Raw genomic sequence first — 26,274 nt, forward strand, 5'->3', positions numbered from 1 at the left:
AAAATCCACTAGCCTCAATAATCTACCCAGTGGTGTCTTAACCGAGACATTTGGTTCGGCGCCTGGCACAAACGGGGACCAAATGTCTCGGTCACACCACTAGTCGGCTCTTGCGAAATGGCGACCGCGACGAATGTCGCAATCGCCATAGGTTGCTGGGTGTCGCGAGCACAGGAGAAGACCCCCATGCATTTCGATCTATCCGGGAAAACGGCCCTGGTTACCGGCGCTTCCGGCGGCCTGGGTGCCCACGCCGCGCGGGTTCTGGCGATGGCTGGGGCAGCCGTCACGCTCGGTGCCCGCCGCGAGGGCGCCTTGTCCGAGGTGGTGGAGAGCATCGAAGGGGAGGGCGGAACGGCACGTGCAATTTCGCTCGACGTGACGGATGCAAAAAGCGTCGAGGCAGCCTTCGCGGGCGAGGCCTTCGACATCGTCATCAACAATGCCGGCGTCACCGCGACGACTTTTGCGATCGATCTTTCGGAAGACGAGTGGGACAAGATCCTCGACACGAATCTCAAGGGCGCGTTCCTGGTCGCGCAGGCCGCCGCGAAAGCCCTGAAGGCCGCCGGCAAAGGCGGCGCCATCGTCAACATCGCGTCCATTCTCGGTCTGCGTGTTGCGGCCGGACTCATGCCCTATGCGGTTTCCAAGGCGGGTCTTGTGCAGATGACGCGGGCGACGGCGCTCGAATGGGCGCGGTTCGGCATCCGCGTCAATGCGCTCTGCCCCGGCTATATCGAGACCCCGCTCAATGCCGATTTCTTCGCGACCGATGCCGGCAAGGCGATGATCAAACGGATTCCCCAGCGTCGACTGGGCCAGGAAAGCGACCTCGACGGCGCGCTCCTGCTGTTGTGCTCCGATGCCGGCGCCTACATCACCGGCGCAGAGCTTGCCGTCGACGGCGGACATCTCGTCTCTTCGCTCTGAGCGACCGCGGAAACTGGAAAAGAACGGGCTCATCCTTCGCAAACGTTCGATGGAGCCTGCAATCCGCCCCTTGCATCGCTGGTCAGCCGATCGAAACCTGCATCCGCCGCTGGGCGACGTTGAACTCGGCCTGGAGATGAGCCTTCGCCTGCTCGCAGGCGGCCACCAGTGGCTGCCCCTGAGCGAGGCCGGCCGCGATCGCAGTTGCCAGCATGCAGCCGGTTCCACGTAGTCGAACGGGTACACGGGACGTTTCGAAGCGGACGGGCGGACAGTCCCGGCAAAAGAGGATGTCGGTCGCGACCGAGCCGTCGGCGTGGCCGCCCTTCACCAGAACAGCCCTCGCACCGCGATCCAGAATGTACCCCGCCTTGTCCTCGATCGACGCTCCGGGCGGAAGGCCAAGCCTTTCCGCCATGAGGTCGAGTTCCGGCAGGTTGGGCGTGACAAGGTGAGTTCGCGGCAGCAATCGCTCGATCAGTCGTTCAAGCCCCGCCCTATCCAGCAGGAGTCCGCCCGCGCTTGCCGCGATCACCGGATCAAGCACGATCGGTCCCTCGAACCGTGCGAGCGCGCTTTCCACGGCTTCAATGGTCGCGGCATCACCGAGCATTCCGATCTTCACGGCCGCGACATGGCCGTCGGCCATCGCCAGAGCGATCTGTTCGGCCACAAGCTCCTGCGTCATCTGGCAGACCGTTCCGACGCCGGCGTCGCTCTGGGCGGTCACGGCCGTCGCGGCAAGACGGGCGGTGACGTCCAAGGCCGAGGCCGCGCGGATATCGGCGGCAAGTCCGGCGCCTCCGGAAGAGTCGGTTCCACCGATCGCGAGGATGGTCGGTCGAGTCATCCGGCGGGAGTTGGCCCAGTTGTTCGAGGCGCGAGATATTGCCGCGTGGCGGCGAGCCATTCGTGGGTGCGCGCTTCCGGATCGGCGTTCCTGGTGATGTCCGTGACGACGGCGGCGATATCCGCACCGTTCTGGAAGACTTCCGGCAAGCGCTCGACCGTGACACCGCCAATGGCCACCAAGGGCAGGCCACCGATTGCCCGCTTCCACGCCGCGATCCGCGCCGGTGTTTGCGGGGCCCATTTCATGGCCTTCAGGATCGTCGGCCAGATGGGGCCGAGCGCCACATAGTCGGGCTCGGCCTGAAGGGCGGTTTCAAGCTCGGTCTCGTCATGGGTGGAGACGCCGAGCCAGAGCCCGGCCCGCCGGATCGCGTCGAGATCGGCTTCCAGGAGGTCCTCTTGCCCGAGATGCACGAAATCACAGCCCTCTTCGATCGCCAGCCGCCAATAGTCGTTGACGATGAGCTGGCAGCCGTTGCGTTGGCAGGTGTCGCGGGCGCGGCGGATTTCGGCGCGCAGCTCCGGCTCGGGCAGGTCCTTCACCCGAAGCTGCACGAGCTTCACACCGAGCGGCACCAGCCGGTCGATCCAGTCGGCGCTGTCGACGATCAGGTAGAACGGATCGAGGGCCGGCCTCACGCGAGCACCGCCTGGCCAAGGACCGGCGTTGACGGCTCGGCCATGTCGCGGGGCTCGAGCGGATCGGCGCCGAAGGCAAGTCGCCCCGCCTCGACCGAAAGCTTGAAGGCGCGCGCCATCGCAACCGGATCGCCGGCAAGCGCCACGGCGGACGACAGAAGCACGCCTTCATAGCCGAGCTCCATCGCCTGCGCAGCATGGGAGGGAACGCCGATGCCGGCATCGACGATCAGGGTCAGTTCGGGAAAGCGCGCCCGCATGGCGCGGAGCCCATAGACATTGTTGAGGCCTCGCGCCGAGCCGATGGGCGAGCCCCAGGGCATCAGCACCCGGCAGCCCACCTCGACCAGCCGATCGGCGGCGACGAGGTCTTCCGTCGTATAGGCGAGCACCTGAAACCCCTCGTCCGAAAGGATGCGCGTCGCCTCGACGAGGCCGAAGAGGTCGGGCTGCAGCGTGTCCTCGTCGCCGATCACTTCGAGCTTGATCCAGTTCGTGCCGAAGACTTCCCGGGCCATCTGCGCCGTCGTCACCGCTTGGCGCACGGAGTGGCAGCCTGCGGTGTTGGGCAGGACGCGCACGCCGGTCTCGCGGATGATGTCCCAGAATTTTTGGCCGGCGCGTTCGCCCGCAGCCTCCCGGCGAAGCGAGACCGTGACGATTTCGGCTCCCGAGGCCCGGATCGCCTCCTTGAGAATCTCGGGTGAGGGATAGCGCGCGGTGCCGAGCATCAGCCGGCTTCCGATCGTTTCGCCATAGATCTCCATCCTCTCACCCTCCCTGCATCGGAGCGATGATCTCGATCACATCACCCTGGTTGAGAGCGAGATTCGAGCGCTCGGTCTTGGGCACGAAATCCCGGTTGACGGCCGTGGCGATCAACGCGTCGCCATAGCCGAGCTCGATCAGCGCAGCTTCGAGGGTCGCGGCATCGACCTCGACCAGCTCGCCATTCACCACGATCTTCATGCGGCGATCTCCTCATGGTGTTCCAACGTAAGGGCGGCGGCTCTCGCCGCGCAGTCCGGCGCGAGCAGAAAGCCGTGGCGATAGAGACCGTTGACCGAGACGATCCGGCCGTTCCGCGTCACCCTCGGCAGATTGTCGGGAAAGGCGGGCCTGAGCCCCGCCTTGATTTCAATGATCTCGGCCTCGGCAAAGGCCGGATGCAGCGCGTAAGCTGCGTTCATCAGATCGACCGCCGAACGCAGGGTCACCCCGCCCGGCGCATCGCTCTCGACCATGGTGGCCCCGACCATGAAGTGGCCGTCGGCGCGCGGCACTACATAGATCGGGATGCGCGGATGAAGGAGCCGCACGGGCCGCGACAGAAGCAGCTCGTCTGTCCGCAGGATCAGCATTTCGCCGCGAACGCTGCGAAGCGCGGGATCGTCGTCGGCGATGCCCCGGCAGTCGATGACGACGTCGCCGTCGACGGCCGCAGGGTCGACGGTCGAGGACAGGCGGATCGTTCCGCCGAAGGACCGGAGCCGTTCGGCAAGCGCGCGAAGGGCTTCACGCGGATCGAGATGGGCTTCCGCCGCGACGTGCAGCCCCTGCCGAAAGCGCTCGGCAAGGTCTGGTTCCAGCCTGGCGATGCCGCTGGCGTCGACCGGCTCCGCCCCATCGATCCGCCGGGCGAAGCGCCGAATTTCGCCGGCATCGCGGCCCGCCGCGACGACGAGCGTGCCGCCGCGTGAGACGCCGGGCACACGATCCCCCCACCAGTCGATCGCGGCGAGACCCGGCGCAATGATCGCAGGATCCGCCGTTTCCGCTTCGCAAAAGGGGGCGAGCATGCCGCCGGCGAGCCAGGAGGCGGCTTCGCCTCCCAAGCTGTCGGCACGCTCATGGACTGTCACCCGGCCGCCCCGTTCGGCGAGCGTGACCGCGGTCGCGAGGCCGGCGACCCCGGCCCCGACGACGGTGATGCGAGGCGTGTTGCCGCTCATCTTGCCCGTGGTCGCCGAGCTGCTCATGCGCTCCTCCGTGGTGCCGGGTCCTCGCCCTTCGACAGGCTCAGGATGAGGACCGCTGAGGTGGGAACGGCTGAGGTGGCGGCCGCTGATGTGAAGACCGCTGAGGTGGTGCCGGCCGATCTGGGGACCGCCGAGGTGTTGCCTGTCATGCCCGCCCATTCCCGTCTCCGGGCGAATGGCTGCCGGCGCCAGGTCTGGTGGGGGCGTTTCCGCCCCTCCCCGCAGCCCTCATGCTGAGCCTGTCGAAGCACGAGGGCTCGGCACGGCGTATCCGCCTGCAATCCAGAGCTATCCATCTCCCCTACTCCGCCGGCTCGCTTTTCTCCGCCACCTCCTCGGCCGGCATGTAGAGATCGCCCCCCTCGCGATATTTGCGGGCCATCGCCTCCATGCCCTCCTTCTGGGCTTCGGCACGGATGTCGTGAGAAATCCGCATGGAGCAGAATTTCGGGCCGCACATGGAGCAGAAATGCGCCACCTTGTGCGCCTCCTTCGGCAGCGTCTCGTCGTGGAAATTCTGTGCGGTCTCGGGATCGAGCGAGAGGTTGAACTGATCCTCCCAGCGGAACTCGAACCGCGCGCGGGACAGCGCGTCGTCGCGGACCTGCGCGGCCGGATGGCCCTTGGCGAGATCGGCGGCGTGGGCGGCGATCTTGTAGGTGATGACACCCACCTTCACATCGTCACGGTCGGGCAGGCCCAGATGCTCCTTCGGCGTGACGTAGCAGAGCATCGCCGTGCCGAACCAGCCGATCATCGCGGCGCCGATTCCGCTCGTGATGTGGTCGTAGCCCGGCGCGATGTCGGTGACGAGGGGGCCGAGCGTATAGAAGGGCGCGTCGCCGCAAAGCTGCTGCTGCTTCTGAACGTTCACCTTGATCTTGTGCATTGGCACGTGGCCGGGGCCTTCGATCATCACCTGGCAATCCTTGGCGCGGGCGATCTTGGTGAGTTCCCCGAGGGTCTCCAGTTCGGCGAACTGCGCCCGGTCGTTGGCATCGGCGATCGAGCCAGGGCGCAAGCCGTCGCCCAGCGAGAACGACACGTCGTAAGCCCTGCAGATGTCGCAGATCTCGTTGAAATGCTCGTAGAGAAACGACTCGCGATGATGGTGGAGGCACCATTTCGCCATGATCGAGCCGCCCCGGCTGACGATACCGGTAACCCGGTCGACCGTGAGCGGAATGTGGTGCAGCCGCACGCCGGCATGGATGGTGAAATAATCGACGCCCTGTTCGGCCTGCTCGATCAGCGTGTCTCGGAAGACTTCCCAGGTGAGGTTCTCGGCAACCCCGTCGACCTTCTCCAGCGCCTGATAGATCGGGACGGTGCCGATGGGCACCGGGGCGTTGCGGATGATCCAGTCGCGGATGTTGTGGATGTTGCGGCCGGTCGAAAGATCCATGACCGTATCCGCACCCCAGCGGATCGCCCAGACCATCTTCTCCACCTCTTCGGCCATGGAGGACGTCACCGCCGAGTTGCCGATATTGGCGTTGATCTTGGTCAGGAAATTGCGGCCGATCGCCATCGGCTCGAGTTCGGGATGGTTGATGTTGGCCGGGATGATCGCCCGGCCGGACGCGACCTCGTCGCGCACCCATTCGGGTGTGATGAAGTCCGGGATCTCGGCCTCGAACGGCTCGCCGTCGCGGGGCGCAGCATTCTGCGCGGCCTCACGGCCGAGATTCTCCCGGATCGCGACGAATTCCATCTCGGGCGTCACGATGCCGGCGCGGGCATAGGCGAGTTGCGTTACCGCCTGGCCGCCCTTGGCGCGGAGCGGCCTGTGCGCCAGCGGAAAGGCGGGGGTCATCTTCTCGGCCGGCAGATTGCCGTTGTCTTCCGGCTTCAGCGTCCGGCCGTCATATTCCTCGACGTCGCCGCGCTTTAGCGCCCAGTCCCGGCGATGGCGGGGCAGGCCCCTGGCGATGTCGATCTCGGCGTTCGGGTCCGTGTAGGGACCGGAGGAGTCATAGACCGTCACCGGCGGCTCGCCCGCCGTCGGATGAACGGCGATCTCCCGCAGAGGGACGGCGATTTCGGGATAGGCGGTGCCGGAGAGATAGATCTTGCGGGAAGCCTGAAGCGGCCCGGCGGTGACGATGGGTGTAACGGCATTCATGGTGGAACTCCTTCGACGAGCGTTGGAGATCCAGTCCTGTCGATCGGTGATCGAAAAGCTGCCGCGATCTGTCTGTCGTTCAGCGAACTGGGTTGATTCCCGGTTTTACCCGGAGCCCCGCCTTCGCTTTCGACCTCTTGCCGCCTTCGAGGGGTTGGCCTCGCGAGCGGCCGTTGCGCGGCCATCTTCCATCCCTACGCCAGTATGAACTGGATCAGGTTCAACGGGTCGCCGCGCATCTGTAGCGGCCTCTCAGTTCCTTGGCGGAACTCCCCTTGGACGGGACGGAGGCTATGCGGATCGCAGATCAGCGTCAAGCGCATCGGATCCCGCTACGCTGATCGGCCAGGGCTTGTCAGGTCGATTGGTTGCCCGCTCCTCTCGCCGCCCCATGCCTCGGGAGCATGGCATCACTGGTTTTCCTTGGGGCGTGGTCGATCCGGGTCCCTATTCGCAAAGTCAGACAGCTCAGACGATTGGTCTGAATGCTCGGTCCGAGTCCGCTGCGTCTCATCTTCACGCTGGGCCCTTGATGCCGAACGATCCAAGGAAGCGGGTGATCGCCCGGTCGATCTCGTGTTGCGGCTCGTCGGGGGTCGGCATCCGATAGATGTGCTGGCGGATGCCGATATAGACGATGCCGCCATGAAGTGACCAGATGTCCTCCATCGTCGGCACCGTCCTGCGGTCAGAGGCCTGGCGGACCTCCTCCAGCATCGGTTCGAGCAATGTCTGGCGCAGATGATTCAGATAGCGCTTGTTGAGCTCGGCCCCGGCGAGGCCGGAAAACATGAAGATGCGCATCCAGTCGTGATCGAAGATCCGGCTGCCGTAGTCGCGATAGAAGATCGACATGCGTTCGCCGATCGGTCGTGACCGATCGCGGATCAGCGCCGGCCAGTCGGGCGAGATGCGCTCCAGATAGACCCGGCCATAGACCGCCTCGATCAGGTCTTGCTTGGTCTCGAAATACTTGAAGATCAGCGATTGCGTGACGCCGAGCCGGTTCGCCAGTTCGCGGCTCGTGCCGTCGAGTCCGACCTCGGCAAAGAAGCGGACGGCCTCGTCGACGATCTGCTGCTGACGCTCCTCCGGCGGCAGCCGGCGGCGATCGATCTCGACACGCGCCACCCGGCTCGATGCTGCCTCCATCGCAAGTTTCTCCCTTCGAATGCGCGACCCTGGACTTGATCGATAGACGATTCCGGCGTTATACGTAGCTTAATGATCGATCGATGAACAAGATCGTTCGATCATTAAGGCCTGGGAGGGCCTTTGGGAGGAGACACAGATGAAAGCTTCCATCGGAGGCTACGCCCGCGCCGAATCCGTGCCGCACGCCCTGTCGCTCCTGGGCGAGGCCGATGGGGTCGGCCGCATTCTGGCCGGCGGCCAGAGCCTGATCGCCGCCCTCAATCTTGGCGTGAGCGCCGGCGACATGCTGGTCGACATCACCGGCATCGAGACGCTGCGCGGCGCGACGCTCGATGGCGACCGGCTGGTGATCGGCGCACTGACGCGACATGGCGACATTGCCCGCGATCCGTTGATTGCCGAACATGCGCCGCTCCTGGCGGCAGCCGCGCCGCTCATCGCGCACGATGCGATCCGCAATCGCGGCACCATCGGCGGATCTCTCGCCCATGCCGATCCGGCCGCGGAGTATCCGGCCTGCGTTCTCGCACTCGATGCGACCCTCGTTCTCGAAGGCCCGGCTGGCAGGCGGGAAGTCGCGGCCGAGGACTTCTTCCTGGGTCTCTTCGAAACCGCTCGTGCCGACGAGGAAATCCTCACCGCGATCCTCATTCCCTGCGCAAGGCCGGGGGATCGTCATGTCATCCGCGAGGCGGCGCGCCGGGCGGGCGACTACGCCCTGGCGGGCCTTGCCGTCGTCCGGCGGGAGGGCCGCCATCGGATCGGGGCCTTTGGTCTCGACGATCGTCCGGTCCTGTGTGCGGGTGCCATGGCGAAATGGGACGCCGGCGACGTGGACGGAATGATCGCCGCTCTTGCGAAGGATATCGACCCGCCGAGCGACACCCAGGCGAGCGCGTCCTACCGCCGCCATCTCGCAGGCGTGCTCCTGCGGCGCATCGCGGCCGAACTGGGAGAGGCACAGTGAGCGAGCACTTTCGTTCCCGCATCGATCTGGAATTCACCGTCAATGGCGAAGCGGTCGAACTGACCGTGCCCGCCGGGCGCCATCTCATCGATGTCCTGCGCCTCGATCTGGAACTCACCGGCTCCCATGCGGGGTGCGAACATGGCGTCTGTGGTGCCTGCACGGTGCTCGTCGACGGCCAGACCGTGCGCGGCTGCCTGACGCTCGCGGCCCAGCTCGACGGGGCGGAAATCTGGACAGTCGAGGGATTGACCGAGTCGGGCGCGATCGCCGATCTGCAGGCGGCCTTCGTCGAACGCAACGCGCTCCAATGCGGCTATTGCACACCCGGCATGCTCGCTTCCGCCAAGACGCTGGTCGAGAGCGGAAGCGTACCGAGCCGCGAGGCGATCCGCGAGCACATGTCCGGAAACTACTGTCGCTGCACCGGCTACGAGGCGATCGTCGACGCGATCGAAACCGTGGCCAGGACACGGGCTGGGGTAGAGGCGCGCGTGGAGGCAAAGGTCCGATGACGATCCGCTTCGAAGATCCGAACCGTCCTAACAGCTATATCGGCCGCACCGTCCCCCGCCCCAATGCCGGCAAGCTGGTCGCCGGACGCGGGCGCTATGTGGACGACATCGTGCTGCCGCGAATGGTTCACGTCGCCTTCGTGCGCAGCCCCCATCCCCATGCCCGCATCGGCGCGATCGAGACCGGCGCCGCGCTGGCTGAAAAGGGCGTTTTGAAGGTATTTACCGGCAAGGATCTCGCAGAGATCTGTACGCCCTGGGAGGGCAAGCTCGCCCATCTGCAGGGCATGAAGACGCCGCCGCAGCATCCGCTGGCCGTCGAGCGCGCCTGCTGGGTCGGCGAGCCGGTGGTCGCCGTCGTCGGCCGCACGCGGGCCGAAGCCGAAGCCGGCGCAGCGCTGGTCGAGATCGACTTCGAGCCGCTTCCCGCCGTCACCGACATCCGCACCGCGCTCGATAAGGGAACGCCGGTGCTCCACGAAGCACTCGGCGACAATCTGTGCTTCCGCAAGTCGAACGAGGCCGGCGAGGTCGACCGTGTCTTTGCCGAGGCCCCCCGCGTGGTCGAGGCGACCTTCAAGACCGCGCGCCATACCGGCGTGACCCTTGAGCCGCGCGTCATCATCACCGACTGGAACGGCGCCGACGGGCAGCTGACGGCCCATGTCTCCAACCAGGCGCCGCACATGCTGCAGGTGCTGCTCGCCGGCCATCTCGACATTCCCGAAAGCCGTGTCCACGTGATCTGCGGCGATGTCGGCGGTTCCTTCGGTCTCAAGGTGCATGTCTATCCCGACGAGGTCGCGACGGCGGCCATCGCCAAGATCATGGGGCGGCCGGTGAAGTTCGCCTCGGACCGCGTCGAAGCCTTCACCAGCGACATCCATGCCCGCGACCACGAAGCGACCGGACGGATCGCGCTCGACGAGAACGGCATGATCCTCGGCTTCGACGTCGACGACTGGACCGGCATCGGGCCCTATTCGATCTATCCGCGCACCTCCGCCGTCGAGGGGCTGCAGGTGACCAATCTCATCGGCGGCCCTTATGCCTTCGATCACTATCGCTGCCGCACCTCGGTGGTTTTCCAGAACAAGGGCATCTGCGCGCAGTATCGGGCGGTCGGCCATCCCGTCGCCGTCGCCATTACCGAAGGCCTTGTCGACAAGGCCGCCGCCGAGATGGGCATCGATCCGATCGAGATCCGCCGACGCAATCTCATCGCCGACGACGATTATCCGAAGACCACGGCGGCCGGCCTCAAGCTCGAGGGCCTGTCCCACCACAAGAGCCTCGACTCGTTGATCGAGGCGATGGATTACGAGGGCCTGCGCGCCGAGCAGAAGGACCTGCGCGAAAAAGGCGTCCATCGGGGTATCGGCATTGCGAGCTTCATCGAGCTCACCAACCCGTCTCCCTTCATGTACGGGATCGGTGGCGCGCGCATCTCGGCGCAGGACGGCTGCACGGTGCGCATGGACCCGGACGGTTCCGTCGTCGCCTTGACCGGTGTGACCGAGCAGGGCCAGGGCACCGAGGCGATCATGGCCCAGATCGTCGCGGAGGCGGTCGGCGTCTCGCCGGACCTGGTGCGTGTCGTCACCGGGGATACGCGGGTGACGCCCTTCGGCGGCGGCACCTGGGCCTCGCGCGGTGCCGGTATCGGTGGCGAGGCGGCGCTTCAGGCGGGCCGCGCCGTGCGGCAACAGGCGCTCGAGGTCGCCGCCGCCATGCTCCAGGCGAAGGCGGGCGATCTCGACGTCCGCGACGGGATCATCGTCGACGCCCGCTCGGGCGAGGAGCGGCTGACGCTCGCCGAGGTGGGGCGCATCGTCTATTTTCGCGGCGACACTTTGCCCAAGGGGCTGCCGCGCGAGCTGATGCAGACCCGGCACTTCATCACCTCGGACTATCCTTACGCCTTCACCAACGGCGTTCAGGCCTCCTATGTCGAGGTCGATACCGACACCGGCTTCGTGAAGCTCCTGAAGCACTGGTGCGTGGAGGATTGCGGGCGGATCATAAACCCGCTTCTCGTCGACGAGCAGATCCGGGGCGGCATCGTCCAGGGAATCGGCGCCGCTCTGTTCGAGGAGGTCTGCTACGACGCGAGCGGCCAGATGCTGAACGGCACCATGGCCGACTATCTCGTGCCCATGTCGGCCGAAATGCCGGACATGGTGATCCGCCATGTGGAGACCCCGACAGCGGAAAGCGCGCTCGGCGCGAAGGGCGCGGGAGAGGCCGGCACCGCCGGCGCGCCAGCCGCCATCATGAACGCGATCAACGACGCGATCCGCCCGCTCGGCGGCACCGTAACCCACATGCCGTTCACGCCGGAGCGCATCCTGCGGGCGCTCGGCACAATCACGGACTGAATACGGATCGGCCGCCGTGGACGGCCGCAATTGGGAGGAATAAGATGAAGGCAATGCTTCTGGCATCGACCGTCTCGGTCGCGCTTCTGGCCACCGGCGCCGCGCTGGCGCAGGAATCGATCACCGTCAATATCGGCTCCTCGCACCCGGAACAGAACATCTGGGTCTACGCGATGAAGAACACCTTCCAGCCGACGGTCGACAAGATCCTCGCCGAGGCGGGCGAATACGAGATCGACTGGTCCGAGGCCTATGGCGGCACGCTCTACAAATACACCGACACGCGCGAGGCCGTTCAGGACGGCATCGTCGATGTCGGCATGGTCGGCACGGTGTGGGAAGGCTCGACCATGCCGCTGCAGAACGTGACCTACTTCACGCCTTTCGCGACCGCCGACCACAAGATGATCATCGAGATCTTCGACGATCTGAACGTCAATCAGCCGGACCTCGCCAAGAGCTGGGAAGACAGCAACATGGTGCCGCTGTCCTCTCTGATCACCGACAGCTACGACGTCTATGCCACCTTCCCGGTAAACGCGATGTCGGATCTGCAGAACCGCAAGCTCAATGCCCCCGGCACCTCGGCCAACTGGCTGCAGGGCACCGGCGCGACGCCGGTCGATGGCGCCCTGACCACCTACTACACCAACATTCAGACCGGCGTGACCGAGGGCACCCTGTCCTTCGCGTCGGGCATTCTGCCGACCCGGGTCTATGAGGTCGCGCCCGAACTGACCCGCGTCGGGATCGGCTCGATGTATTTCGGGGAACTCGCCGCCAACAAGGACTTCTTCGACGGGCTGCCGGAGCCGGTGCAGGAAGCCTTCCGCGAGGCCGGCAAGGCGACGTCGAAGGCCCACGGCGAATATGTCGCCGAGCTCGCCGCGAAGGCAATGGACGAGATGCAGGCTGCGGGCCTCACGGTCCATGAGCTTTCCGACGCCGAGAAGCAGAAATGGGTCGAAGGGCTGCCGGACATCGTCCAGCCGTGGCTCGATCAGACCGGCGACGCCGGCAAGGCGGTGCTCGCCGCCTATTTCTCCGCGCTGCGCGAGCGTGGTGCGACACCCTTGCGCAATTGGGACGAGGGCCGCTGATCCGGCCTATCGCCTGACCGCCCGGGCTCGGCTCCAGGCGGTCTTCCTCCCTATGCCGAAAACAGGCGAACATGAGCGAATCCAGCATCCAGGAACCGCAGCAAGCCGAGGGCGAGGTCATTCCTCCCTTCGGCGAGGCGCCGGTCGGCTTCGTCCTCGGAACCGTGACGGCCGTTCTGTCCTCGGTCGGTACGCTCTGGATCGGCGCGCTGATGGCGCTGATCGTCGCCGACGTGATCGGCCGGAACTTCTTCGATGCGCCGATCACCGGCGTCGCCGAAATCGCCGGCCATTCCGTCGTCGCGATCGTCTTCCTGCAAACGGCCGCCGCCATCATGCAGGGGCGACTCACCCGGGCCGATTTCCTCTTCCGCCGCATCGCCGGTCGCAGCGAATCGAGTGCGGCCGCGATGGAGAGTCTCTTCTGCCTTGCGGGTGCCGTGGTCTTCGCTCTCATCGCCTGGGCCTCATGGGACAAGATGATCGCGGCCTATCTCAGGGCGGAGTTCTTCGGCGTCCAGGGCGTCTTCACCGTACCGACCTGGCCGTTTCGGGCGATCATCGTCGGTGGCTCGATCGTGGCGGCACTCGCCGCTCTTTATCGCGCCATTCACCGCACCCCGCTTCCGACCGGCCCTGAGCAATGACTTCGTTAGAAATCGGCTTCCTCCTTATCGGCCTCCTCGTCGGTCTCGTCCTCTTCGGGATGCACATCGCCTATGCGCTCCTCGGCGTTGCCTTTCTGGGCATCTGGATGATCCGCGGCAGTCTCGATCTGTCGTTCCGCATGCTGGAACTCACCGCCTATAGCGGCATTTCGGACTATCTCTTCGCCACCATCCCGCTCTTCGTGCTGATGGGGCTGCTCGTCTCCGTCTCCAATGTCGGACGCGATACATTCGAAGTGGCCGAGGCCCTTCTGAAGCGCATGTTGTGCGGGCTCGGCGTGGCGACGGTCGCCGCCAACACGGTCTTTGCGGCGGTCACCGGCGTCTCGATCGCATCGGCCGCCGTCTTCACCCGGGTCGCCGTCCCCGAGATGACGCGCCACGGCTATAAGGCATCCTTCAGTTCCGGCACGGTCGCGGGCTCCTCGGTGCTCGGCATGCTGATCCCGCCGAGCCTCCTACTCATCATCTACGGGGTCCTCGCCGAGGTCTCGATCGGCAGCATGTTCATCGCCGGCATCGTGCCGGGCGTGATGCTCGCGCTCGGCTTCGTGGCCATGTTGATGGCGCTGGCGGGTCTGGCGCCACGGTTCGTGTTCGCCGATCCAAAGGCCGCCCAGGAACGCCGGGCCGAAGCCGGTATCCACCTGTCGCTCGGCGAGATCATCTGGAAGCTCGTGCCGATCGTCCTCCTCATCGTTCTGGTGCTGGGCGGCCTCTACACCGGCTACTTCACGCCCACGGAGGCTGGCGGTATCGGCGCATTCGGAGCGCTTCTCATCGCCATCGGGCGGCGCACGCTCGACCGCCGCCGGCTCTGGCAGGTGATGAAGCAGACCGGCACCGTCTCGGTCTCCATCCTGCTTCTGCTCGTCGCCGCCAGCTTCTATTCGCGCATGCTCTCGATCGCCGGCCTGCCGAATGCCATCGAGACGCTCGTCGTCGAAAGCGGTTTCGGCCATTGGGGCTTCATCTTCGTCTATGTCCTGGTCGTGTTCCTGATGGGAATGATCCTCGACTCGACGTCGATCCTCCTGATCGTCGTCCCGATCGCAGCCCCCATCGCCCAGGGGCTCGGCTTCGACCTCTTTCATTTCGGCATCATCACCGTCATCGCCGTCGAGATCGGTCTTCTGACGCCGCCCTTCGGCATCTCGGTCTTTACCGTTCACAACACGCTCAACGACCCGGGGACCTCGGTCGAATCGATCTTCCTCGCGACCTTGCCGTTTATCGCCGTCATGCTCTTCGTGCTCGGCGTCATCATCGCCGTGCCGGAAACGGCGACATTGTTCCTGAGATAGTCTCGCCATGCGGGCCTTTCGGCCGGCATCGATCGCTTCGCCCGCAATGATCGATCGCAGCTTGCGGCTTTCTTCAAATACATATAGTTTTTTATATGTATGAGGAGGATCCGATGCTGAACCGCAGAAAATTCGGACTGTTGACCCTTGCGGGGGTCGCTGGGATGACCGCCGTGCCCCGCCTGTCACGCGCGGCCGAGAAGGATACGTTTTCGACGCTGAGCGATGGCCATCTGGAACTGCCCGCGTCCTTTCTGGTGCCGAAGCCAGCACGTTCGGAGCTTGCCGCGCTCGGCGTCGATATCGGTGAGACACTGACCCCGGCCTGCAATGTCACCCTCCTGCGCTCGGGAGATCGGCTTGTCCTGTTCGATGCCGGCTCGGGGCCGAACTTCATGCCGACGGCGGGGCGGCTGCCGGCCAGTCTTGACGCCGCGGGAATCGATCCGGGCGATGTGACCGACGTCGTGTTCACCCATGCCCACCCGGATCACATCTGGGGTGTCGTGGACGATTTCGACGATCCGCTGTTTGCCAACGCGACCCATCATGTCGCCTCGGATGAATGGGACTTCTGGCGATCGGAGCGGGCGCTGACGGAGTTGCCCGAGGAGCGCCATTCCTTCGTTGCCGGTGCGCGCAATCGGTTCGGTGCGATCGAGGACACGGTCGCGCTGTTCAAGCCCGGCGACGAACCCGTGCCGGGCGTCGAGGCGATGGCAGCGTTCGGCCACACACCCGGGCATATGGCCTTCATCGTTCATGGCGCCGAGCCGGCGATGATCGTTGGCGACGCGATCTCGAACGAACCGATCTCCTTCCTGCGCCCCGACCTTGCCTGGGGCGCCGATCAGGACCCGGACAAGGGCGCCGAAACGCGTATGCGGCTCCTCGATCGCGCGGCAGGCGAGGGGGTGAAGATCGTCGGCTTCCATCTGCCGAACGGCGGGATCGGCCATGTCGAGCGCAAGGGGACCGCCTATCGCTTTGTCAGCGCCTGATCTATTCGGCCGGGAAGCGCTCGGCTCGCGTGAAGGCGTGCCGTATCGAGCCTTCCAGAATGTAGGCGAGGCCGAGACGGGCGCCGATCCCGATGGACAGGAGAACGACAGGGGCGGAGATCGTCAGAAGCGAAGCTGCGGAAATGCCCTGGCCGATCGTACAGCCGAGCGAGAACACGCCGCCGACTCCCATCAGCACCGCTCCGAGGAGATGACGCGACAGCTCGCGAGCGTCGTCGCAGGCCTCCCAGCGCACTTCGCGCCGCTGCCATGCCGCGACCGCCGCACCGATCACGACGCCGGCGACAACGCCGACCCCGTAGTCGGGCAGGGCGCCGGTATAGGTGATCGCATTGAGAATGAGATCGCCGGGCGGCACGACGAAGGAGGCGCTTTCGATCTGCACCGGATCGAAGGAAGCCCGGGCTATCAGCGATGTCGCCATCCAGCCGAAGGCGATGACGCCACCGATCGCAAGCCCGGTGAGGTTGTGACCGCGGTCGTGGCGAAAGGACGAATCCCGCCATAGCCAGAGCGCCAGGGCAAGGCAGACCGCTGTGACGACGACCGGTCCGAGATCGAGGCCGGTCAATGCCCGAACCAGGCCTGGCAGGGTTTGGTCCGGTGCGCCGAGGCGTGCGAAATCGAAGGCGACCTCGTCGACGATGGCGACGCGGCCGAGCGCGAGTATTCCGCGCTGCGCGGCGAGTGCCGAGAGCCCGAGAACGAGGACCACGATCAGACCGCGCAGCGAACCGCCGCCGAGGCGGACGAGGGCGCCGAAGCCGCAGGTGCCGACCAGTGCCATACCAAAACCGAAGGCGAGACCGCCGAGGATTGCCCCGGTCCATCCGAATGACGTGGTCGTGTAGAAGCTGTCGGCCGGATCGAACAGGCCGAAGCCGATCAGGACCTGGGTCAAGACGATCGCCGCGAGGATCGCGAGCCCCCAGGTTCGAAGGCCGGTGGAGTCCCCGGCATACCAGTGCCGCTCCAGCGACGTCATGGTGCAGAAATGCCGACGGCGGGCGACGTAGCCCAGGACGACGCCTGCGCAAACGCCCGCGATCAGCGGCGCGAAGCCGCTTTCGAGGATCATGAACGGTGCCTCCCGGCGCCTTCTTGAACGAGGCGCTTCGGGCCGACGCTATGCCCGCGGGGCGTCGGCTGCAAGTGCACATCGAAGTGTGTTGAAGGATCGCAGGAGGCTGCGCGCCTGCCTCAGTCGCCCGGCTGGTGACTGCGAACCGGCGCGCAGAACAGCGAATAGAGTGTGCCGATCACCCCGGTCACTTCGCTGTTTGCAAGGCTGTAATAGATCGTCCGACCTTCGCGGCGGGTCGCGACCAGCCGGTCGAAGCGCAGCCTTGCCAGCTGTTGGGAGACGGCCGCCTGCGGCATGTCGAGGATCGTTTCGATCTCGCCGACCGATCGCTCGCCCTCCGACAGGAGGCAGAGGATGACGAGGCGCATCTCGTGCGACATCGCCTTCAACAGGTCGCTCGCCTTTTTTGCCTGTTCGAAGAAAGCCGCCCGCTCTTCCGGCGAGGTCGAGGGGTCGAATTTCGGGATCGCAAGGGCGGTCGTCGTACTCACTGGGCCTGACCTTGGTTGACCGATGTCCCGGATGTGGGGGCCTGCGGCAGCTTTGCCAGCATTTCGCCGAGAAGTCCCCAGAAGAATGCATCACCGGGATAGCCGCGCAGACGGCCGATTTCCAGCCCTTCGTCGACCAGAATGAAGGTCGGCGTCAATCTTTCGCGGGCAATCGTTTCGAGGTCTTCGGGCCACGGCTCGGTGATGTCCACGCGCCTCAGCGGCGCGCGCCTTCCTTCCTCGGTCCTGGCGTAGGCCGGTGCGATCTCCTCGTTGAAACGCTTGCACCAGGGACAACCCGGCTGCTCCAGCATCACGAGTTCGGCGCCAAGCGCGATCGCGCCCGGCGCCAGCGAGCTCAGGGCCAGGCCCAGAATCAACCCTGCCAGCCCCGCCATGCCGGTCGATCCTGCCGACCGCTTGCCAATAGATACAAACATATGCATTCTTCTATCTATAAGGCTTTCGCATCGATCTGGCGAGATGCAAGAAGGCTGGAAGACGAACTCGCCACGGAAACGTCCTCATGCTCGATGTCGGCTTCGGCGCGGCGTTGCTGGCTGGTGCGATCTCATTCGTCTCGCCCTGCGTCCTGCCGATCGTTCCGCCCTACCTCGCCTATCTCGCGGGGCTGAGCTTCGACCAGATCCGAACGGAGGGGGCCGAGGCCGCGACAGGCCGCCGGATCGTGCTCGCCTCCGTCGCCTTCGTCCTGGGCTTCACCACGGTGTTCGTGGCTCTCGGAGCGACGGCGAGCGTCGTCGGACAGGCAATCGCACAGTGGTTCGACGTCCTGTCGGTCGTGGCCGGCGTGATCATCATCATCATGGGACTGCATTTTCTCGGCGTCTTCAAGCTGGCGCTCCTCTATCGCGAGGCGCGGGTCAATGTCGCGAAGAAGCCTGCCGGCCCGCTCGGCGCCTATGTGATGGGCCTTGCCTTCGCCTTCGGCTGGACGCCCTGCGTCGGTCCGGTCCTCGCGGCGATCCTGTTCGTCGCGGCCTCGCAGGATACCGCGCTCCGCGGTGCCGGCCTTCTGCTCACCTATTCGCTCGGGATCGGTGTCCCGTTCATCCTCGCGGCGGTCTTCGCGGCGCGCTTTCTCGATTTCGCCGCCCGCTTTCGCCGGCATATGGCGACCGTCGAGAAGGTGATGGGCGGGGCGCTGGTGCTGACGGGCCTTCTCTTCGTCACGGGCCAGATGGCGGAAATCTCCAACTGGCTGCTCGAAACATTTCCGGTCTTTTCCGAGATCGGCTGAAAACCAACCAAGGGAGGATGAAAAATGTTCATGCGGCGACTGGTTTTGGGCCTGGTGTTCTTCGCGTCGGTGATCGGCTTTGCCTCTGCGGCCGAACTCGGCGATGACGGGCTGCATAAGGAAGACTGGTTCTCAATCACCTTCAAGGATGTCGGCGAGGACATCGCGGCCGCGAAGGAAGAGGGCAAGCGACTCGCCATCGTGTTCGAGCAGCGCGGCTGCATCTATTGCAGGAAGATGCACGAGGAACTGCTCGCCGATCCGAAGATCCGCAACTATGTGCGCGACCACTTCAAGATGGTTCAGTACAATCTCTTCGGTGACGAGGAGGTGACCGATCTCGACGGCGAGACCTTGAGCGAGAAAACCGCCGCCCGGCGCTGGGGCGTGGTCTTCACGCCGACGATCCTGTTCATGCCCGACGATGTGCCGGAGGAGGGTACGGCAGTCCAGGCCGCCGTCGCGACCATGCCAGGTGCCTTCGGCAAGAAGACCTTTCTTCACATGTTCGAATGGGTGGCGGAAAAGGGCTATGAGGGCGAGGAGCATTTCCAGAAATATCACGCCCGAAAGCTCGCCGAAGAGGGCGATACGGGCGCGGAGTAGAGCGCCTCGGGCCGGTCGGTCTTTGCCGGGAGCGCAAGGGCTGGACTGCGCCGGGAAGCTCTGGAAACCGGGTCGTGTCCAGCATTGCCGCTCTTTTCGATGAGACTGGATGTATTGCACTGCAAAACATTCAAAAAATTATATGCTTGCATTTATCGGCGGTTTGGTTAGGTTGATTCCAACCTGCAAAGATCATCGCATCCTTGCCGGGATTGGGAGGAAAATTTCGCTATGAACCGAGCTTTCAAGCAAAGTCTTGCCTTGATCGCCGTGTTCGCCACGGCGCCCGCGATCGCGGAGACCAGGCCGGGCGACGTCAAGGTCGATGACATGATGGTGGCGGAGCCGATTGCCGAGGAGCGCGGTGATCCGGCCGAAGGTCGCAAGGTCTTTGCCGATCGTGGCCTCGGCAATTGTCTCGCCTGCCACGTCAACGCCGACCTGAAGGGCGAGCTTTTCCAAGGCAATGTCGGGCCCGCGATGGACGGCGTCGCGGGGCGGTGGGAGCCGGCACAGCTTCGGGCGATCGTCGTCAACGCCAAGAAGGTGTTCGGAGACCAGACGATCATGCCCGGCTTTTACACCCTCGATGTCGGCGTCGATGTCGCCGAGAAGTTCAAGGGCAAGACGATCCTCAGCGCCCAACAGGTCGAGGATGTCGTCGCCTATCTCGAAACGCTGAAGAGCGAATGAGGATCATGATGACGAGGATAACGCGCCGCACGCTTCTGTCCGGGACGGCGAGCCTTGCAGCTATTGCCGGTCTGGGCCTCCTCGCCCGCCCTGCCTGGGCCAGCACCGAGGCCGCACAAGAGGCGGTCGACGCCTTCACCGGGGGCAAGAAGCCCGAAACCGGCAAGATCACGCTGACGGCACCGGAAATCGCCGAAAACGGCAATTCGGTTCCCGTCACGGTCGAGGTCGACAGTCCGATGACCGAGGGTGACTACGTGGCGTCGGTCACGATCCTCGCCGACGGCAATCCGAATCCGGAAGTCGCGACCTTTCACTTCACCCCGATGAGCGGAGCGGCTGCCGCCACGACGCGTATCCGGCTCGCCAAGACCCAGAACGTCATGGCCATCGCCAAGATGAGCGACGGCTCGGTCTATTCGGATCAGAAGGAAGTCAAGGTGACGATCGGCGGCTGCGGCGGCTGAGACCGCGCGAAGCGCCCATCGATCGAAACCGAACGGCGGTCCTCGAGGATCCGCCGCCCAAGGGGAGGATAGACCCAAATGGCAACGCCCAAGCCTCGCGTGAAGGTGCCGAAGAAAGCCTCGGCCGGCGAGACCATCACCATCAAGACGCTGATCAGTCACGACATGGAATCGGGCCAGCGCAAGGATAAGGATGGCAACGTCATCCCGCGGGAGATCATCAACAAGTTCACCTGCGAGTTCAACGGCACCAAGGTCTTCGAATGCGACCTGGAGCCGGCAGTGGCCGCGAACCCCTATTTCGAGTTCAGCGCCAAGGTGCCCGAAAGCGGAACCTTCAAGTTCACCTGGGTCGACGACAACGGCTCGGTCTACACCGAAGAGCAGAAGATCACCGTGGAATAGCGGCCGGGCGCGCAATGCGGGCCGGAGATCCGGCCTGCATCGCCGCGAACCCTCGCTTCGTCAACGGCGTCGTCATTCTTGGGAGGGAAAGGCGTGAAGAAAAGCACAATCGCATGGATCGCTCTGATGGCCGTGACGGCGCAACCGCTCGGAGCGTCAGCCTTGGCGGACCCGGTTTCGGACAGTCTGGAAATCGACGGTCAGGCGATGATTACCGAGGCGCCGGCCCCCAAGGAGCCGGCGGGCCATCCCTTCGAGGTCGTCAAATCCGGCTGGCTCTATCGCGAGCCGGAAACGCGGTCGATGGAAATGGATTCCTTCGAGAACCCCGGCATGCTGAATGTCGAGCGGGGTGAAGAGATCTGGAACACCGTCGAGGGCGAAGCCGGCAAGTCCTGCGCGTCGTGTCACAACGAGGCCTCGGAGTCGATGAAGGGCGTCGGCGCCCATTATCCCAAATGGAATGCCAATGCCGGCAAGCCCATCAATATCGAGCTGCAGATCAATGCCTGTCGCGAGAACCAGATGAAGGCCGAGCCTTACAAGTTCGACGCGCAGGACCAGAAGGATCTGTCCGCCTACATCAAGCACCAGTCTCTGGGCATGCCCGTCGAGGTCGATCTCTCGGCGGGCGACATGATGAGTTGGTGGGAGAAGGGAAAGGAGCGCTATTACCTGCGCACCGGCCAGCTGAATCTCGCCTGTGCCACCTGCCACGAGGCGAACAACGGCCTCTACCTCCGGGCGGATCACTTGAGCCAGGGCAATACCAACGGCTTTCCGACCTACCGTCTGAAGCAGGGCAATCTCGTCTCGCTGCATAACCGCTTCCGGGGCTGTATCCGAGACACGAGGGCCGAACAGCCAAAGGCGTTTTCCGACGAGCTGATGGCGCTCGAGGTTTACACGGCCTGGCGCGGTGGCGGCCTGTCGGTCGAGACACCGGCCGTGCGGCAGTAGCGCGGACAATCGCGACCTCGTCATCGGTCGGCGAGGTCGCCTCATCATCGAAATGTCCCGGGCGTCCCATGGCTCATGGTCGCCACAGGCGACCCTGCGGCCTCTGTCGTCGGTGGGTACGCCTCGATTTGGAAAATTCGGCATGTTTTCGAGACGAGAATTCCTAGCGGCGACCGTCGCCCTGGCATCGATCACCGGCTCGGGTCTTTCAGGCCGCTGGTCGCGGGCCGCAGCCCAGCAGCGGATGACCGAGGACGATCTGCTCGGCGCCTCGGATTTCGGCAATCTGACGCTTCTGCATGTCACCGACATTCATGCCCAGCTGAAGCCCGTCTATTTCCGCGAACCGGCGGTGAATATCGGCGTCGGCGCGGTGGCCGGGTTGCCGCCCCATGTGACCGGCGCGGATTTCCTCAAGCTCTATGACATCGAGCCCGGTTCGCCCGAGGCCTATGCCCTCACATCCGAGGATTTCGGCGCGCTTGCGAGTCAATATGGCAGGATGGGCGGACTGGACCGGATCGCGACCATCGTCCGCCGCGCCCGCGCCGAGCGCGGCGACGGCAATGTCATCCTGCTCGACGGCGGCGATACCTGGCAGGGCAGCTTCACGGCGAACGAGACCGCCGGCGCGGACATGATCGCCTGCATGAACCTCCTGAAGCCCGACGCCATGACCGGCCATTGGGAATTCACCTACGGGACGGACCGGGTGAACGAGGCGAAGGAGGCGCTGCCGTTTCCGTTCCTCGGCTCCAACGTCTTCGATGCGGAGTGGGACGAGCCGGCTTTTGACGCCTGGCAGATGTTCGAACGCGGCGGCTCCAGGGTGGCGGTGATCGGCCAGGCCTTTCCCTATACGCCGATCGCCAATCCACGCTGGCTGATCCCGGACTGGTCGTTCGGCATCCGCGAGGAGGAGGTGGCCAGGCACGTCGAGGCGGCGAGGGAGGCGGGCGCGGACGTCGTCGTTCTCCTCTCCCACAACGGCTTCGACGTCGACCGGGCGCTCGCCGCGCGTGTGCCGGGCATCGACATCATCCTGACCGGTCACACCCACGACGCGCTGCCGGAGCCTGTGAAGGTCGGCAAGACGGTCCTGATCGCATCGGGCTCCAACGGCAAGTTCCTGAGCCGGCTCGATCTCGATATCGGCAAGGGGGAACTCAAGGATCTGCGCTATCGCCTTATACCGGTCTTCTCCGACGTGATTGCGCCGGACACCGAGATGAGCGCCAAGATCGACGAGGTTCGTGCGCCCTATGAGGCAAAGCTCGCCCAGGTCATAGGCCAGACCGAAGGTCTTCTCTACCGACGCGGCAATTTCAACGGCACCTGGGACGACCTGATCTGTGACGCGCTTCTTGCCGAACGCGACGCCGAGATTGCCCTGTCGCCGGGCTTTCGGTGGGGGACCTCCCTGCCTGCCGGAAGCGACATCACCGTCGAAGACCTCCACAATGCCTGCGCCATGACCTATCCGGCGGCCTATCGCAGCAAGATGTCGGGCGACATGCTGAGGCTCGTTCTCGAAGACGTCGCCGACAATCTGTTCAACGCCGACCCATACTACCAGCAGGGCGGCGACATGGTCCGCGTCGGCGGCATGGGCTTCGGCATCGACCCGACCAGGGAAATCGGCTCGCGCATCTCCGACATGACGATCCTGAAGACCGGCGAGCCGATCGACATCGCCCGCGACTATGTGGTCGCCGGCTGGGCCTCGGTGAACGAGGACACCGAAGGGCCACCGATCTGGGACGTGGTCGAGAATTACCTGAAGGCAAACCCGGTCTACACGCCGCGCGAAAACCGCAGCGTGACGGTGAAATCCTGAGCGCCTGTTCTTGCGCATGGCGGGACATTCGAAACGAAAGGGATGACGATCCATGGACAGTGAATCGACATCGGGCCGCGATGGGACGGCGAAGGCCAAGGCGGATCATGGCGGTGCCTCGCGTCGGAGCTTCCTGAAATCGACGCTGGCGCTGGGGGGCGCGGGGCTCGCGGGTACGGCCGGCATTCGCGCCGCTCAAGCCGCAGGCGATCCCCTGATCACCGAGATTCAGGATTGGAACCGCTATCTCGGCGTGGGCGTCGACGCGGCGCCTTATGGCATGCCCTCGGAATTCGAGAAGGATGTCGTACGACGCAGCGTGCCCTGGTTGACGGCGGATGCGACGAGTTCGGTCAATTTCACCCCGCTCCACGCCCTCGACGGTATCATCACGCCGAACGGCCTGTGCTTCGAGCGTCACCATGGCGGCGTCGCGGTGATCCCGCCGCAGGATCACCGGCTGATGATCCATGGACTGGTGGACAAGCCGCTGGTCTTCACCATGGAAGACCTCCAGCGCTTCCCGCGCGAAAACCGGGTCTACTTCCTCGAATGTGCGGCGAACTCGGGCATGGAGTGGCGCGGCGCCCAGCTCAATGGCTGCCAGTACACTCACGGCATGGTTCATTGCGTGATGTATACGGGCACGCCGCTGAAGCATCTCTTGAACGAGGCGGGCGTCAAGACCGCGGGCAAATGGCTTCTTGCGGAGGGCGCGGACGCCTCGACCATGACCCGCTCGATCCCGATGGAAAAGGCGCTCGAAGACTGCATGGTCGTCTGGAAGATGAATGGCGAGGCGCTGCGGCCAGAGCAGGGCTACCCCGTTCGCCTCGTCGTGCCCGGCTGGGAAGGCAACATGTGGGTCAAGTGGCTGCGCCGGCTGGAAGTCGGCGATGCCCCCTGGGAGCAGCGCGAGGAGACGTCGAAATACACCGATCTTCTCGCCGACGGAAAGGCGCGGAAATTTACCTGGGCGATGGAGGTCAAATCGGTCATCACCAATCCAAGTCCCCAGGCGCCGATCACCCATGGCAGGGGCCGCACGGTGATCACCGGCCTTGCCTGGTCCGGCAACGGCACGATCAAGCGGGTCGATGTCTCGATCGATGGCGGCCGCAACTGGCAGACCGCCCGGCTCGATGGTCCGTCCCTCTCGAAGGCGGTTCACCGCTTCTACCATGATTTCGATTGGGATGGATCGGAGCTTTATCTCCAGTCACGGGCGATGGACGAACAAGGGTTCGTGCAGCCCACCAAGAACGAGCTTCGGGCCGCTCGCGGAACGAACTCGATCTACCACAACAATGGCATCCAGACCTGGTATCTGAAGGCGGACGGAGCGCTCGAAAATGTCGAAGTTTCTTGATCGCGCTTTCACGGTCGCGCTGGTTTCGGCCGCTCTCGCTCTCCCGGCGATTGCCGGGGATTCCACGAGGATGAAGGGGGTAGAGTCTGCCTCCGTGCCTTCCGGCGAGGGCGCCGGCGAGCATTTCGGGCTTGGCCGCGAGGCGACGCAGGAGGAGATCGCCGCCTGGAACATCGACGTTCGGCCAGACGGCGAGGGCCTGCCCGAGGGCAGTGGCACGGTGGCCCGAGGCGAGGAAATCTTCACCGAGCAATGCGCCGTCTGCCACGGCGATTTCGGTGAAGGCCGCGATCGCTGGCCGCAGCTTGCCGGTGGCTTCGACACGCTCACTCGGGAAAGGCCGGTGAAGACCGTCGGTTCCTACTGGCCTTATCTCTCGACCGTCTATGACTACGTTCACAGGGCGATGCCCTTCGGCAATTCCCAGTCTCTGTCGAATGACGACGTCTACGCGCTGGCGGCCTATATCCTGTATCTGAACGACATCGAGACCGACGAAGACTTCGAACTCTCTAAGAAGAACTTCACGACGATCACCATGCCCAATGCCGGGGAATTCGTTGCCGACAACCGCGCCGAGGAACAGCATTACAAGGACGATCGCGACCCCTGCATGAAGGACTGCAAGTCGGGTCCGGTTGAGGTGACGATGCACGCCCAGGTGCTCGACGTGACGCCCGATGCCGGCGGCGAGGAAGGCCCGGGCGGAGGCAATGTCGATTGAGATATTGCGTTTGAGGCGACGTTTGGCGGCTCGCTGGTCCGGGCCGTGATTCTAGGGAGGCTGTCATGCGAATGATCACGATTGTAGCGGTTGCGCTCATGGCTTCGTTCGCTCTCGACGTGGCCAGCCTTTCCCGCATTTCCTCTGCCTTCGCCCAGGAAAATGGCGACGACGACCTGAGTTTCGTCGACCACAAGCTCGCCCTGCAGATTTCGGACGGGGACGAGGCGACCATGCGCTCAGCGCTCGACATCGCTGCCAATGTCTCTCGCGACTATTCCGAAAAGGCCGAGGGTGTGGCGATTGCGATCGTCGTCTATGGCCCGGGCATGGAGATGCTGCGGCCAGACCGTTCTCCGGTCATGGAACGCCTGAAGGCTTTCAGCCAGTCGATGCCGAATGTCAGCTTTGTCGCCTGCGGCAACACGCTCGACACGCTGGAAGCGAAGGAAGGCACGCGCCCCGAGATCGTGCCCTACGCGCGGGTCGTGCAGGCCGGCGTCGCCGAGCTCATGCGGCTGCACGAGGACGGCTACACGATCGTCAAGCCTTGAAAGTAGGGCGAAGCCGGCTGCATGCTGCGCTCCGGAGCAAGCACCCGCCGATGTCACGGGCACTCAGTCCGCGCACGCTCATGAAACGACCACGTTCACCCATGGGGTGATACCGGCGGCAATCCGAGCGGCGTTTCAGTCGTCCGCCGGACGCGGATTGACTCTTCGTGCCAAACCATTCGTCCG

At 64.6% G+C, this 26,274-nt stretch carries 28 protein-coding genes and 1 riboswitch; of the genes, 18 read left to right on the forward strand and 10 right to left on the reverse strand.

What is annotated here, in order from left to right; genetic code table 11:
• Positions 1 to 186: 186 nt before the first annotated feature.
• Positions 187 to 933 (forward strand): SDR family oxidoreductase, encoded by a 747-nt coding sequence (locus tag MF134_RS16680; RefSeq protein WP_255340605.1) that lies wholly within the window; start codon positions 187 to 189, stop codon positions 931 to 933.
• Between the two features lie 82 nt (positions 934 to 1,015).
• Here MF134_RS16680 and thiD read toward each other — a convergent pair whose 3' ends face one another.
• The 7 genes from thiD to MF134_RS16715 form a co-directional block, all read right to left on the reverse strand.
• Positions 1,016 to 1,783: a bifunctional hydroxymethylpyrimidine kinase/phosphomethylpyrimidine kinase gene (gene thiD, locus MF134_RS16685; protein ID WP_255340606.1), complete on the reverse strand. Its 768-nt coding sequence runs from the start codon at positions 1,781 to 1,783 to the stop codon at positions 1,016 to 1,018.
• Positions 1,780 to 2,424 (reverse strand): thiamine phosphate synthase, encoded by a 645-nt coding sequence (locus MF134_RS16690; RefSeq protein WP_255340607.1) that lies wholly within the window; start codon positions 2,422 to 2,424, stop codon positions 1,780 to 1,782. Before MF134_RS16690 ends, thiD begins: the two co-directional genes overlap by 4 nt.
• Entirely contained in the window at positions 2,421 to 3,191 is a 771-nt protein-coding gene (locus MF134_RS16695) for a thiazole synthase (protein ID WP_255340608.1), read from the reverse strand. The genes MF134_RS16690 and MF134_RS16695 overlap by 4 nt, the downstream gene beginning before the upstream one ends.
• 4 nt (positions 3,192 to 3,195) lie before the next feature.
• Positions 3,196 to 3,393 (reverse strand): sulfur carrier protein ThiS, encoded by a 198-nt coding sequence (thiS, locus tag MF134_RS16700; protein WP_255340609.1) that lies wholly within the window; start codon positions 3,391 to 3,393, stop codon positions 3,196 to 3,198.
• On the reverse strand, positions 3,390 to 4,403 hold the full coding sequence (gene thiO, locus MF134_RS16705) for a glycine oxidase ThiO (RefSeq protein ID WP_255340610.1): 1,014 nt from the start codon (positions 4,401 to 4,403) through the stop codon (positions 3,390 to 3,392). The genes thiS and thiO overlap by 4 nt, the downstream gene beginning before the upstream one ends.
• 301 nt (positions 4,404 to 4,704) lie before the next feature.
• Complete coding sequence (thiC, locus tag MF134_RS16710; protein WP_255340611.1) at positions 4,705 to 6,528, reverse strand: phosphomethylpyrimidine synthase ThiC; 1,824 nt, start codon at positions 6,526 to 6,528, stop codon at positions 4,705 to 4,707.
• Positions 6,529 to 6,702: 174 nt separating this feature from the next.
• Positions 6,703 to 6,814: riboswitch (TPP riboswitch) on the reverse strand.
• A 230-nt stretch (positions 6,815 to 7,044) separates the two neighbouring features.
• Positions 7,045 to 7,680, reverse strand: coding sequence for a TetR/AcrR family transcriptional regulator (locus tag MF134_RS16715; RefSeq protein WP_255340612.1), 636 nt, complete (start codon positions 7,678 to 7,680; stop codon positions 7,045 to 7,047).
• Positions 7,681 to 7,819: 139 nt separating this feature from the next.
• Between MF134_RS16715 and MF134_RS16720 the strand changes: the two genes are divergently transcribed.
• The 7 genes from MF134_RS16720 (at position 7,820) to MF134_RS16750 (ending at position 15,616) form a co-directional block, all read left to right on the forward strand.
• Complete coding sequence (locus tag MF134_RS16720) at positions 7,820 to 8,650, forward strand: FAD binding domain-containing protein (protein WP_255340613.1); 831 nt, start codon at positions 7,820 to 7,822, stop codon at positions 8,648 to 8,650.
• Entirely contained in the window at positions 8,647 to 9,165 is a 519-nt protein-coding gene (locus MF134_RS16725) for a (2Fe-2S)-binding protein (RefSeq protein WP_457590013.1), read from the forward strand. The genes MF134_RS16720 and MF134_RS16725 overlap by 4 nt, the downstream gene beginning before the upstream one ends.
• Complete coding sequence (locus tag MF134_RS16730; protein WP_255340614.1) at positions 9,162 to 11,543, forward strand: xanthine dehydrogenase family protein molybdopterin-binding subunit; 2,382 nt, start codon at positions 9,162 to 9,164, stop codon at positions 11,541 to 11,543. Before MF134_RS16725 ends, MF134_RS16730 begins: the two co-directional genes overlap by 4 nt.
• Before the next feature lie 44 nt (positions 11,544 to 11,587).
• Complete coding sequence (locus MF134_RS16735; RefSeq protein WP_255340615.1) at positions 11,588 to 12,643, forward strand: C4-dicarboxylate TRAP transporter substrate-binding protein; 1,056 nt, start codon at positions 11,588 to 11,590, stop codon at positions 12,641 to 12,643.
• Between the two features lie 71 nt (positions 12,644 to 12,714).
• Positions 12,715 to 13,290 carry a TRAP transporter small permease subunit gene (locus MF134_RS16740; RefSeq protein WP_255340616.1) on the forward strand — a complete coding sequence of 192 codons (576 nt, stop codon included), beginning with the start codon at positions 12,715 to 12,717 and terminating at the stop codon, positions 13,288 to 13,290.
• Positions 13,287 to 14,615, forward strand: coding sequence for a TRAP transporter large permease (locus tag MF134_RS16745; RefSeq protein WP_255340617.1), 1,329 nt, complete (start codon positions 13,287 to 13,289; stop codon positions 14,613 to 14,615). The genes MF134_RS16740 and MF134_RS16745 overlap by 4 nt, the downstream gene beginning before the upstream one ends.
• A 113-nt stretch (positions 14,616 to 14,728) precedes the next feature.
• The gene (locus MF134_RS16750) at positions 14,729 to 15,616 is read left to right on the forward strand and encodes an MBL fold metallo-hydrolase (protein ID WP_255340618.1); all 888 of its coding nucleotides are present in this window, start codon (positions 14,729 to 14,731) and stop codon (positions 15,614 to 15,616) included.
• A gap of 1 nt (position 15,617) precedes the next feature.
• Here MF134_RS16750 and MF134_RS16755 read toward each other — a convergent pair whose 3' ends face one another.
• From MF134_RS16755 to MF134_RS16765, 3 genes are all read right to left on the reverse strand, one after another.
• Positions 15,618 to 16,715: a YeeE/YedE family protein gene (locus tag MF134_RS16755; RefSeq protein ID WP_255340619.1), complete on the reverse strand. Its 1,098-nt coding sequence runs from the start codon at positions 16,713 to 16,715 to the stop codon at positions 15,618 to 15,620.
• Positions 16,716 to 16,837: 122 nt separating this feature from the next.
• Positions 16,838 to 17,188: an ArsR/SmtB family transcription factor gene (locus tag MF134_RS16760; RefSeq protein ID WP_255340738.1), complete on the reverse strand. Its 351-nt coding sequence runs from the start codon at positions 17,186 to 17,188 to the stop codon at positions 16,838 to 16,840.
• A 20-nt stretch (positions 17,189 to 17,208) separates the two neighbouring features.
• Positions 17,209 to 17,652: a transcriptional regulator gene (locus MF134_RS16765; RefSeq protein WP_369695434.1), complete on the reverse strand. Its 444-nt coding sequence runs from the start codon at positions 17,650 to 17,652 to the stop codon at positions 17,209 to 17,211.
• An 86-nt stretch (positions 17,653 to 17,738) separates the two neighbouring features.
• Between MF134_RS16765 and MF134_RS16770 the strand changes: the two genes are divergently transcribed.
• The 10 genes from MF134_RS16770 (at position 17,739) to MF134_RS16815 (ending at position 26,088) form a co-directional block, all read left to right on the forward strand.
• Positions 17,739 to 18,473, forward strand: a complete 735-nt coding sequence (locus tag MF134_RS16770; RefSeq protein WP_255340620.1) for a cytochrome c biogenesis CcdA family protein — start codon at positions 17,739 to 17,741, stop codon at positions 18,471 to 18,473.
• 30 nt (positions 18,474 to 18,503) lie between these two features.
• Positions 18,504 to 19,079: a thioredoxin family protein gene (locus MF134_RS16775; protein ID WP_255340621.1), complete on the forward strand. Its 576-nt coding sequence runs from the start codon at positions 18,504 to 18,506 to the stop codon at positions 19,077 to 19,079.
• 231 nt (positions 19,080 to 19,310) lie between these two features.
• Positions 19,311 to 19,772, forward strand: a complete 462-nt coding sequence (soxX, locus tag MF134_RS16780; RefSeq protein WP_255340622.1) for a sulfur oxidation c-type cytochrome SoxX — start codon at positions 19,311 to 19,313, stop codon at positions 19,770 to 19,772.
• A gap of 8 nt (positions 19,773 to 19,780) precedes the next feature.
• Positions 19,781 to 20,239, forward strand: a complete 459-nt coding sequence (gene soxY / locus MF134_RS16785) for a thiosulfate oxidation carrier protein SoxY (RefSeq protein ID WP_255340740.1) — start codon at positions 19,781 to 19,783, stop codon at positions 20,237 to 20,239.
• 78 nt (positions 20,240 to 20,317) lie between these two features.
• Positions 20,318 to 20,644, forward strand: coding sequence for a thiosulfate oxidation carrier complex protein SoxZ (soxZ, locus tag MF134_RS16790; RefSeq protein ID WP_255340623.1), 327 nt, complete (start codon positions 20,318 to 20,320; stop codon positions 20,642 to 20,644).
• 126 nt (positions 20,645 to 20,770) lie between these two features.
• Positions 20,771 to 21,604: a sulfur oxidation c-type cytochrome SoxA gene (gene soxA / locus MF134_RS16795; RefSeq protein WP_255340741.1), complete on the forward strand. Its 834-nt coding sequence runs from the start codon at positions 20,771 to 20,773 to the stop codon at positions 21,602 to 21,604.
• Between the two features lie 142 nt (positions 21,605 to 21,746).
• Positions 21,747 to 23,441, forward strand: a complete 1,695-nt coding sequence (gene soxB, locus MF134_RS16800) for a thiosulfohydrolase SoxB (protein ID WP_255340624.1) — start codon at positions 21,747 to 21,749, stop codon at positions 23,439 to 23,441.
• Between the two features lie 52 nt (positions 23,442 to 23,493).
• Positions 23,494 to 24,810 (forward strand): sulfite dehydrogenase, encoded by a 1,317-nt coding sequence (gene soxC, locus MF134_RS16805; protein ID WP_255340625.1) that lies wholly within the window; start codon positions 23,494 to 23,496, stop codon positions 24,808 to 24,810.
• The gene (locus tag MF134_RS16810; protein ID WP_255340626.1) at positions 24,794 to 25,534 is read left to right on the forward strand and encodes a c-type cytochrome; all 741 of its coding nucleotides are present in this window, start codon (positions 24,794 to 24,796) and stop codon (positions 25,532 to 25,534) included. The genes soxC and MF134_RS16810 overlap by 17 nt, the downstream gene beginning before the upstream one ends.
• Before the next feature lie 71 nt (positions 25,535 to 25,605).
• Complete coding sequence (locus tag MF134_RS16815; RefSeq protein ID WP_255340627.1) at positions 25,606 to 26,088, forward strand: DsrE family protein; 483 nt, start codon at positions 25,606 to 25,608, stop codon at positions 26,086 to 26,088.
• Positions 26,089 to 26,274 lie beyond the last annotated feature (186 nt).

Origin of the sequence: Jiella marina (assembly GCF_024359545.1) — a bacterium.
In the GTDB taxonomy this organism is placed as follows: domain Bacteria; phylum Pseudomonadota; class Alphaproteobacteria; order Rhizobiales; family Rhizobiaceae; genus Jiella.

Coding starts and splice junctions, on each gene's coding strand:
- MF134_RS16680 (WP_255340605.1), top strand. CDS start 187: ATGCATTTCGATCTATCCGGGAAAACGGCCCTGGTTACCGGCGCTTCC.
- thiD (WP_255340606.1), bottom strand. CDS start 1,783: ATGACTCGACCGACCATCCTCGCGATCGGTGGAACCGACTCTTCCGGA.
- MF134_RS16695 (WP_255340608.1), bottom strand. CDS start 3,191: ATGGAGATCTATGGCGAAACGATCGGAAGCCGGCTGATGCTCGGCACC.
- thiS (WP_255340609.1), bottom strand. CDS start 3,393: ATGAAGATCGTGGTGAATGGCGAGCTGGTCGAGGTCGATGCCGCGACC.
- thiO (WP_255340610.1), bottom strand. CDS start 4,403: ATGAGCAGCTCGGCGACCACGGGCAAGATGAGCGGCAACACGCCTCGC.
- thiC (WP_255340611.1), bottom strand. CDS start 6,528: ATGAATGCCGTTACACCCATCGTCACCGCCGGGCCGCTTCAGGCTTCC.
- MF134_RS16715 (WP_255340612.1), bottom strand. CDS start 7,680: ATGGAGGCAGCATCGAGCCGGGTGGCGCGTGTCGAGATCGATCGCCGC.
- MF134_RS16720 (WP_255340613.1), top strand. CDS start 7,820: ATGAAAGCTTCCATCGGAGGCTACGCCCGCGCCGAATCCGTGCCGCAC.
- MF134_RS16730 (WP_255340614.1), top strand. CDS start 9,162: ATGACGATCCGCTTCGAAGATCCGAACCGTCCTAACAGCTATATCGGC.
- MF134_RS16735 (WP_255340615.1), top strand. CDS start 11,588: ATGAAGGCAATGCTTCTGGCATCGACCGTCTCGGTCGCGCTTCTGGCC.
- MF134_RS16740 (WP_255340616.1), top strand. CDS start 12,715: ATGAGCGAATCCAGCATCCAGGAACCGCAGCAAGCCGAGGGCGAGGTC.
- MF134_RS16745 (WP_255340617.1), top strand. CDS start 13,287: ATGACTTCGTTAGAAATCGGCTTCCTCCTTATCGGCCTCCTCGTCGGT.
- MF134_RS16750 (WP_255340618.1), top strand. CDS start 14,729: ATGCTGAACCGCAGAAAATTCGGACTGTTGACCCTTGCGGGGGTCGCT.
- MF134_RS16755 (WP_255340619.1), bottom strand. CDS start 16,715: ATGATCCTCGAAAGCGGCTTCGCGCCGCTGATCGCGGGCGTTTGCGCA.
- MF134_RS16765 (WP_369695434.1), bottom strand. CDS start 17,652: ATGTTTGTATCTATTGGCAAGCGGTCGGCAGGATCGACCGGCATGGCG.
- MF134_RS16770 (WP_255340620.1), top strand. CDS start 17,739: ATGCTCGATGTCGGCTTCGGCGCGGCGTTGCTGGCTGGTGCGATCTCA.
- MF134_RS16775 (WP_255340621.1), top strand. CDS start 18,504: ATGCGGCGACTGGTTTTGGGCCTGGTGTTCTTCGCGTCGGTGATCGGC.
- soxX (WP_255340622.1), top strand. CDS start 19,311: ATGAACCGAGCTTTCAAGCAAAGTCTTGCCTTGATCGCCGTGTTCGCC.
- soxY (WP_255340740.1), top strand. CDS start 19,781: ATGACGAGGATAACGCGCCGCACGCTTCTGTCCGGGACGGCGAGCCTT.
- soxZ (WP_255340623.1), top strand. CDS start 20,318: ATGGCAACGCCCAAGCCTCGCGTGAAGGTGCCGAAGAAAGCCTCGGCC.
- soxA (WP_255340741.1), top strand. CDS start 20,771: ATGGCCGTGACGGCGCAACCGCTCGGAGCGTCAGCCTTGGCGGACCCG.
- soxB (WP_255340624.1), top strand. CDS start 21,747: ATGTTTTCGAGACGAGAATTCCTAGCGGCGACCGTCGCCCTGGCATCG.
- soxC (WP_255340625.1), top strand. CDS start 23,494: ATGGACAGTGAATCGACATCGGGCCGCGATGGGACGGCGAAGGCCAAG.
- MF134_RS16810 (WP_255340626.1), top strand. CDS start 24,794: ATGTCGAAGTTTCTTGATCGCGCTTTCACGGTCGCGCTGGTTTCGGCC.
- MF134_RS16815 (WP_255340627.1), top strand. CDS start 25,606: ATGATCACGATTGTAGCGGTTGCGCTCATGGCTTCGTTCGCTCTCGAC.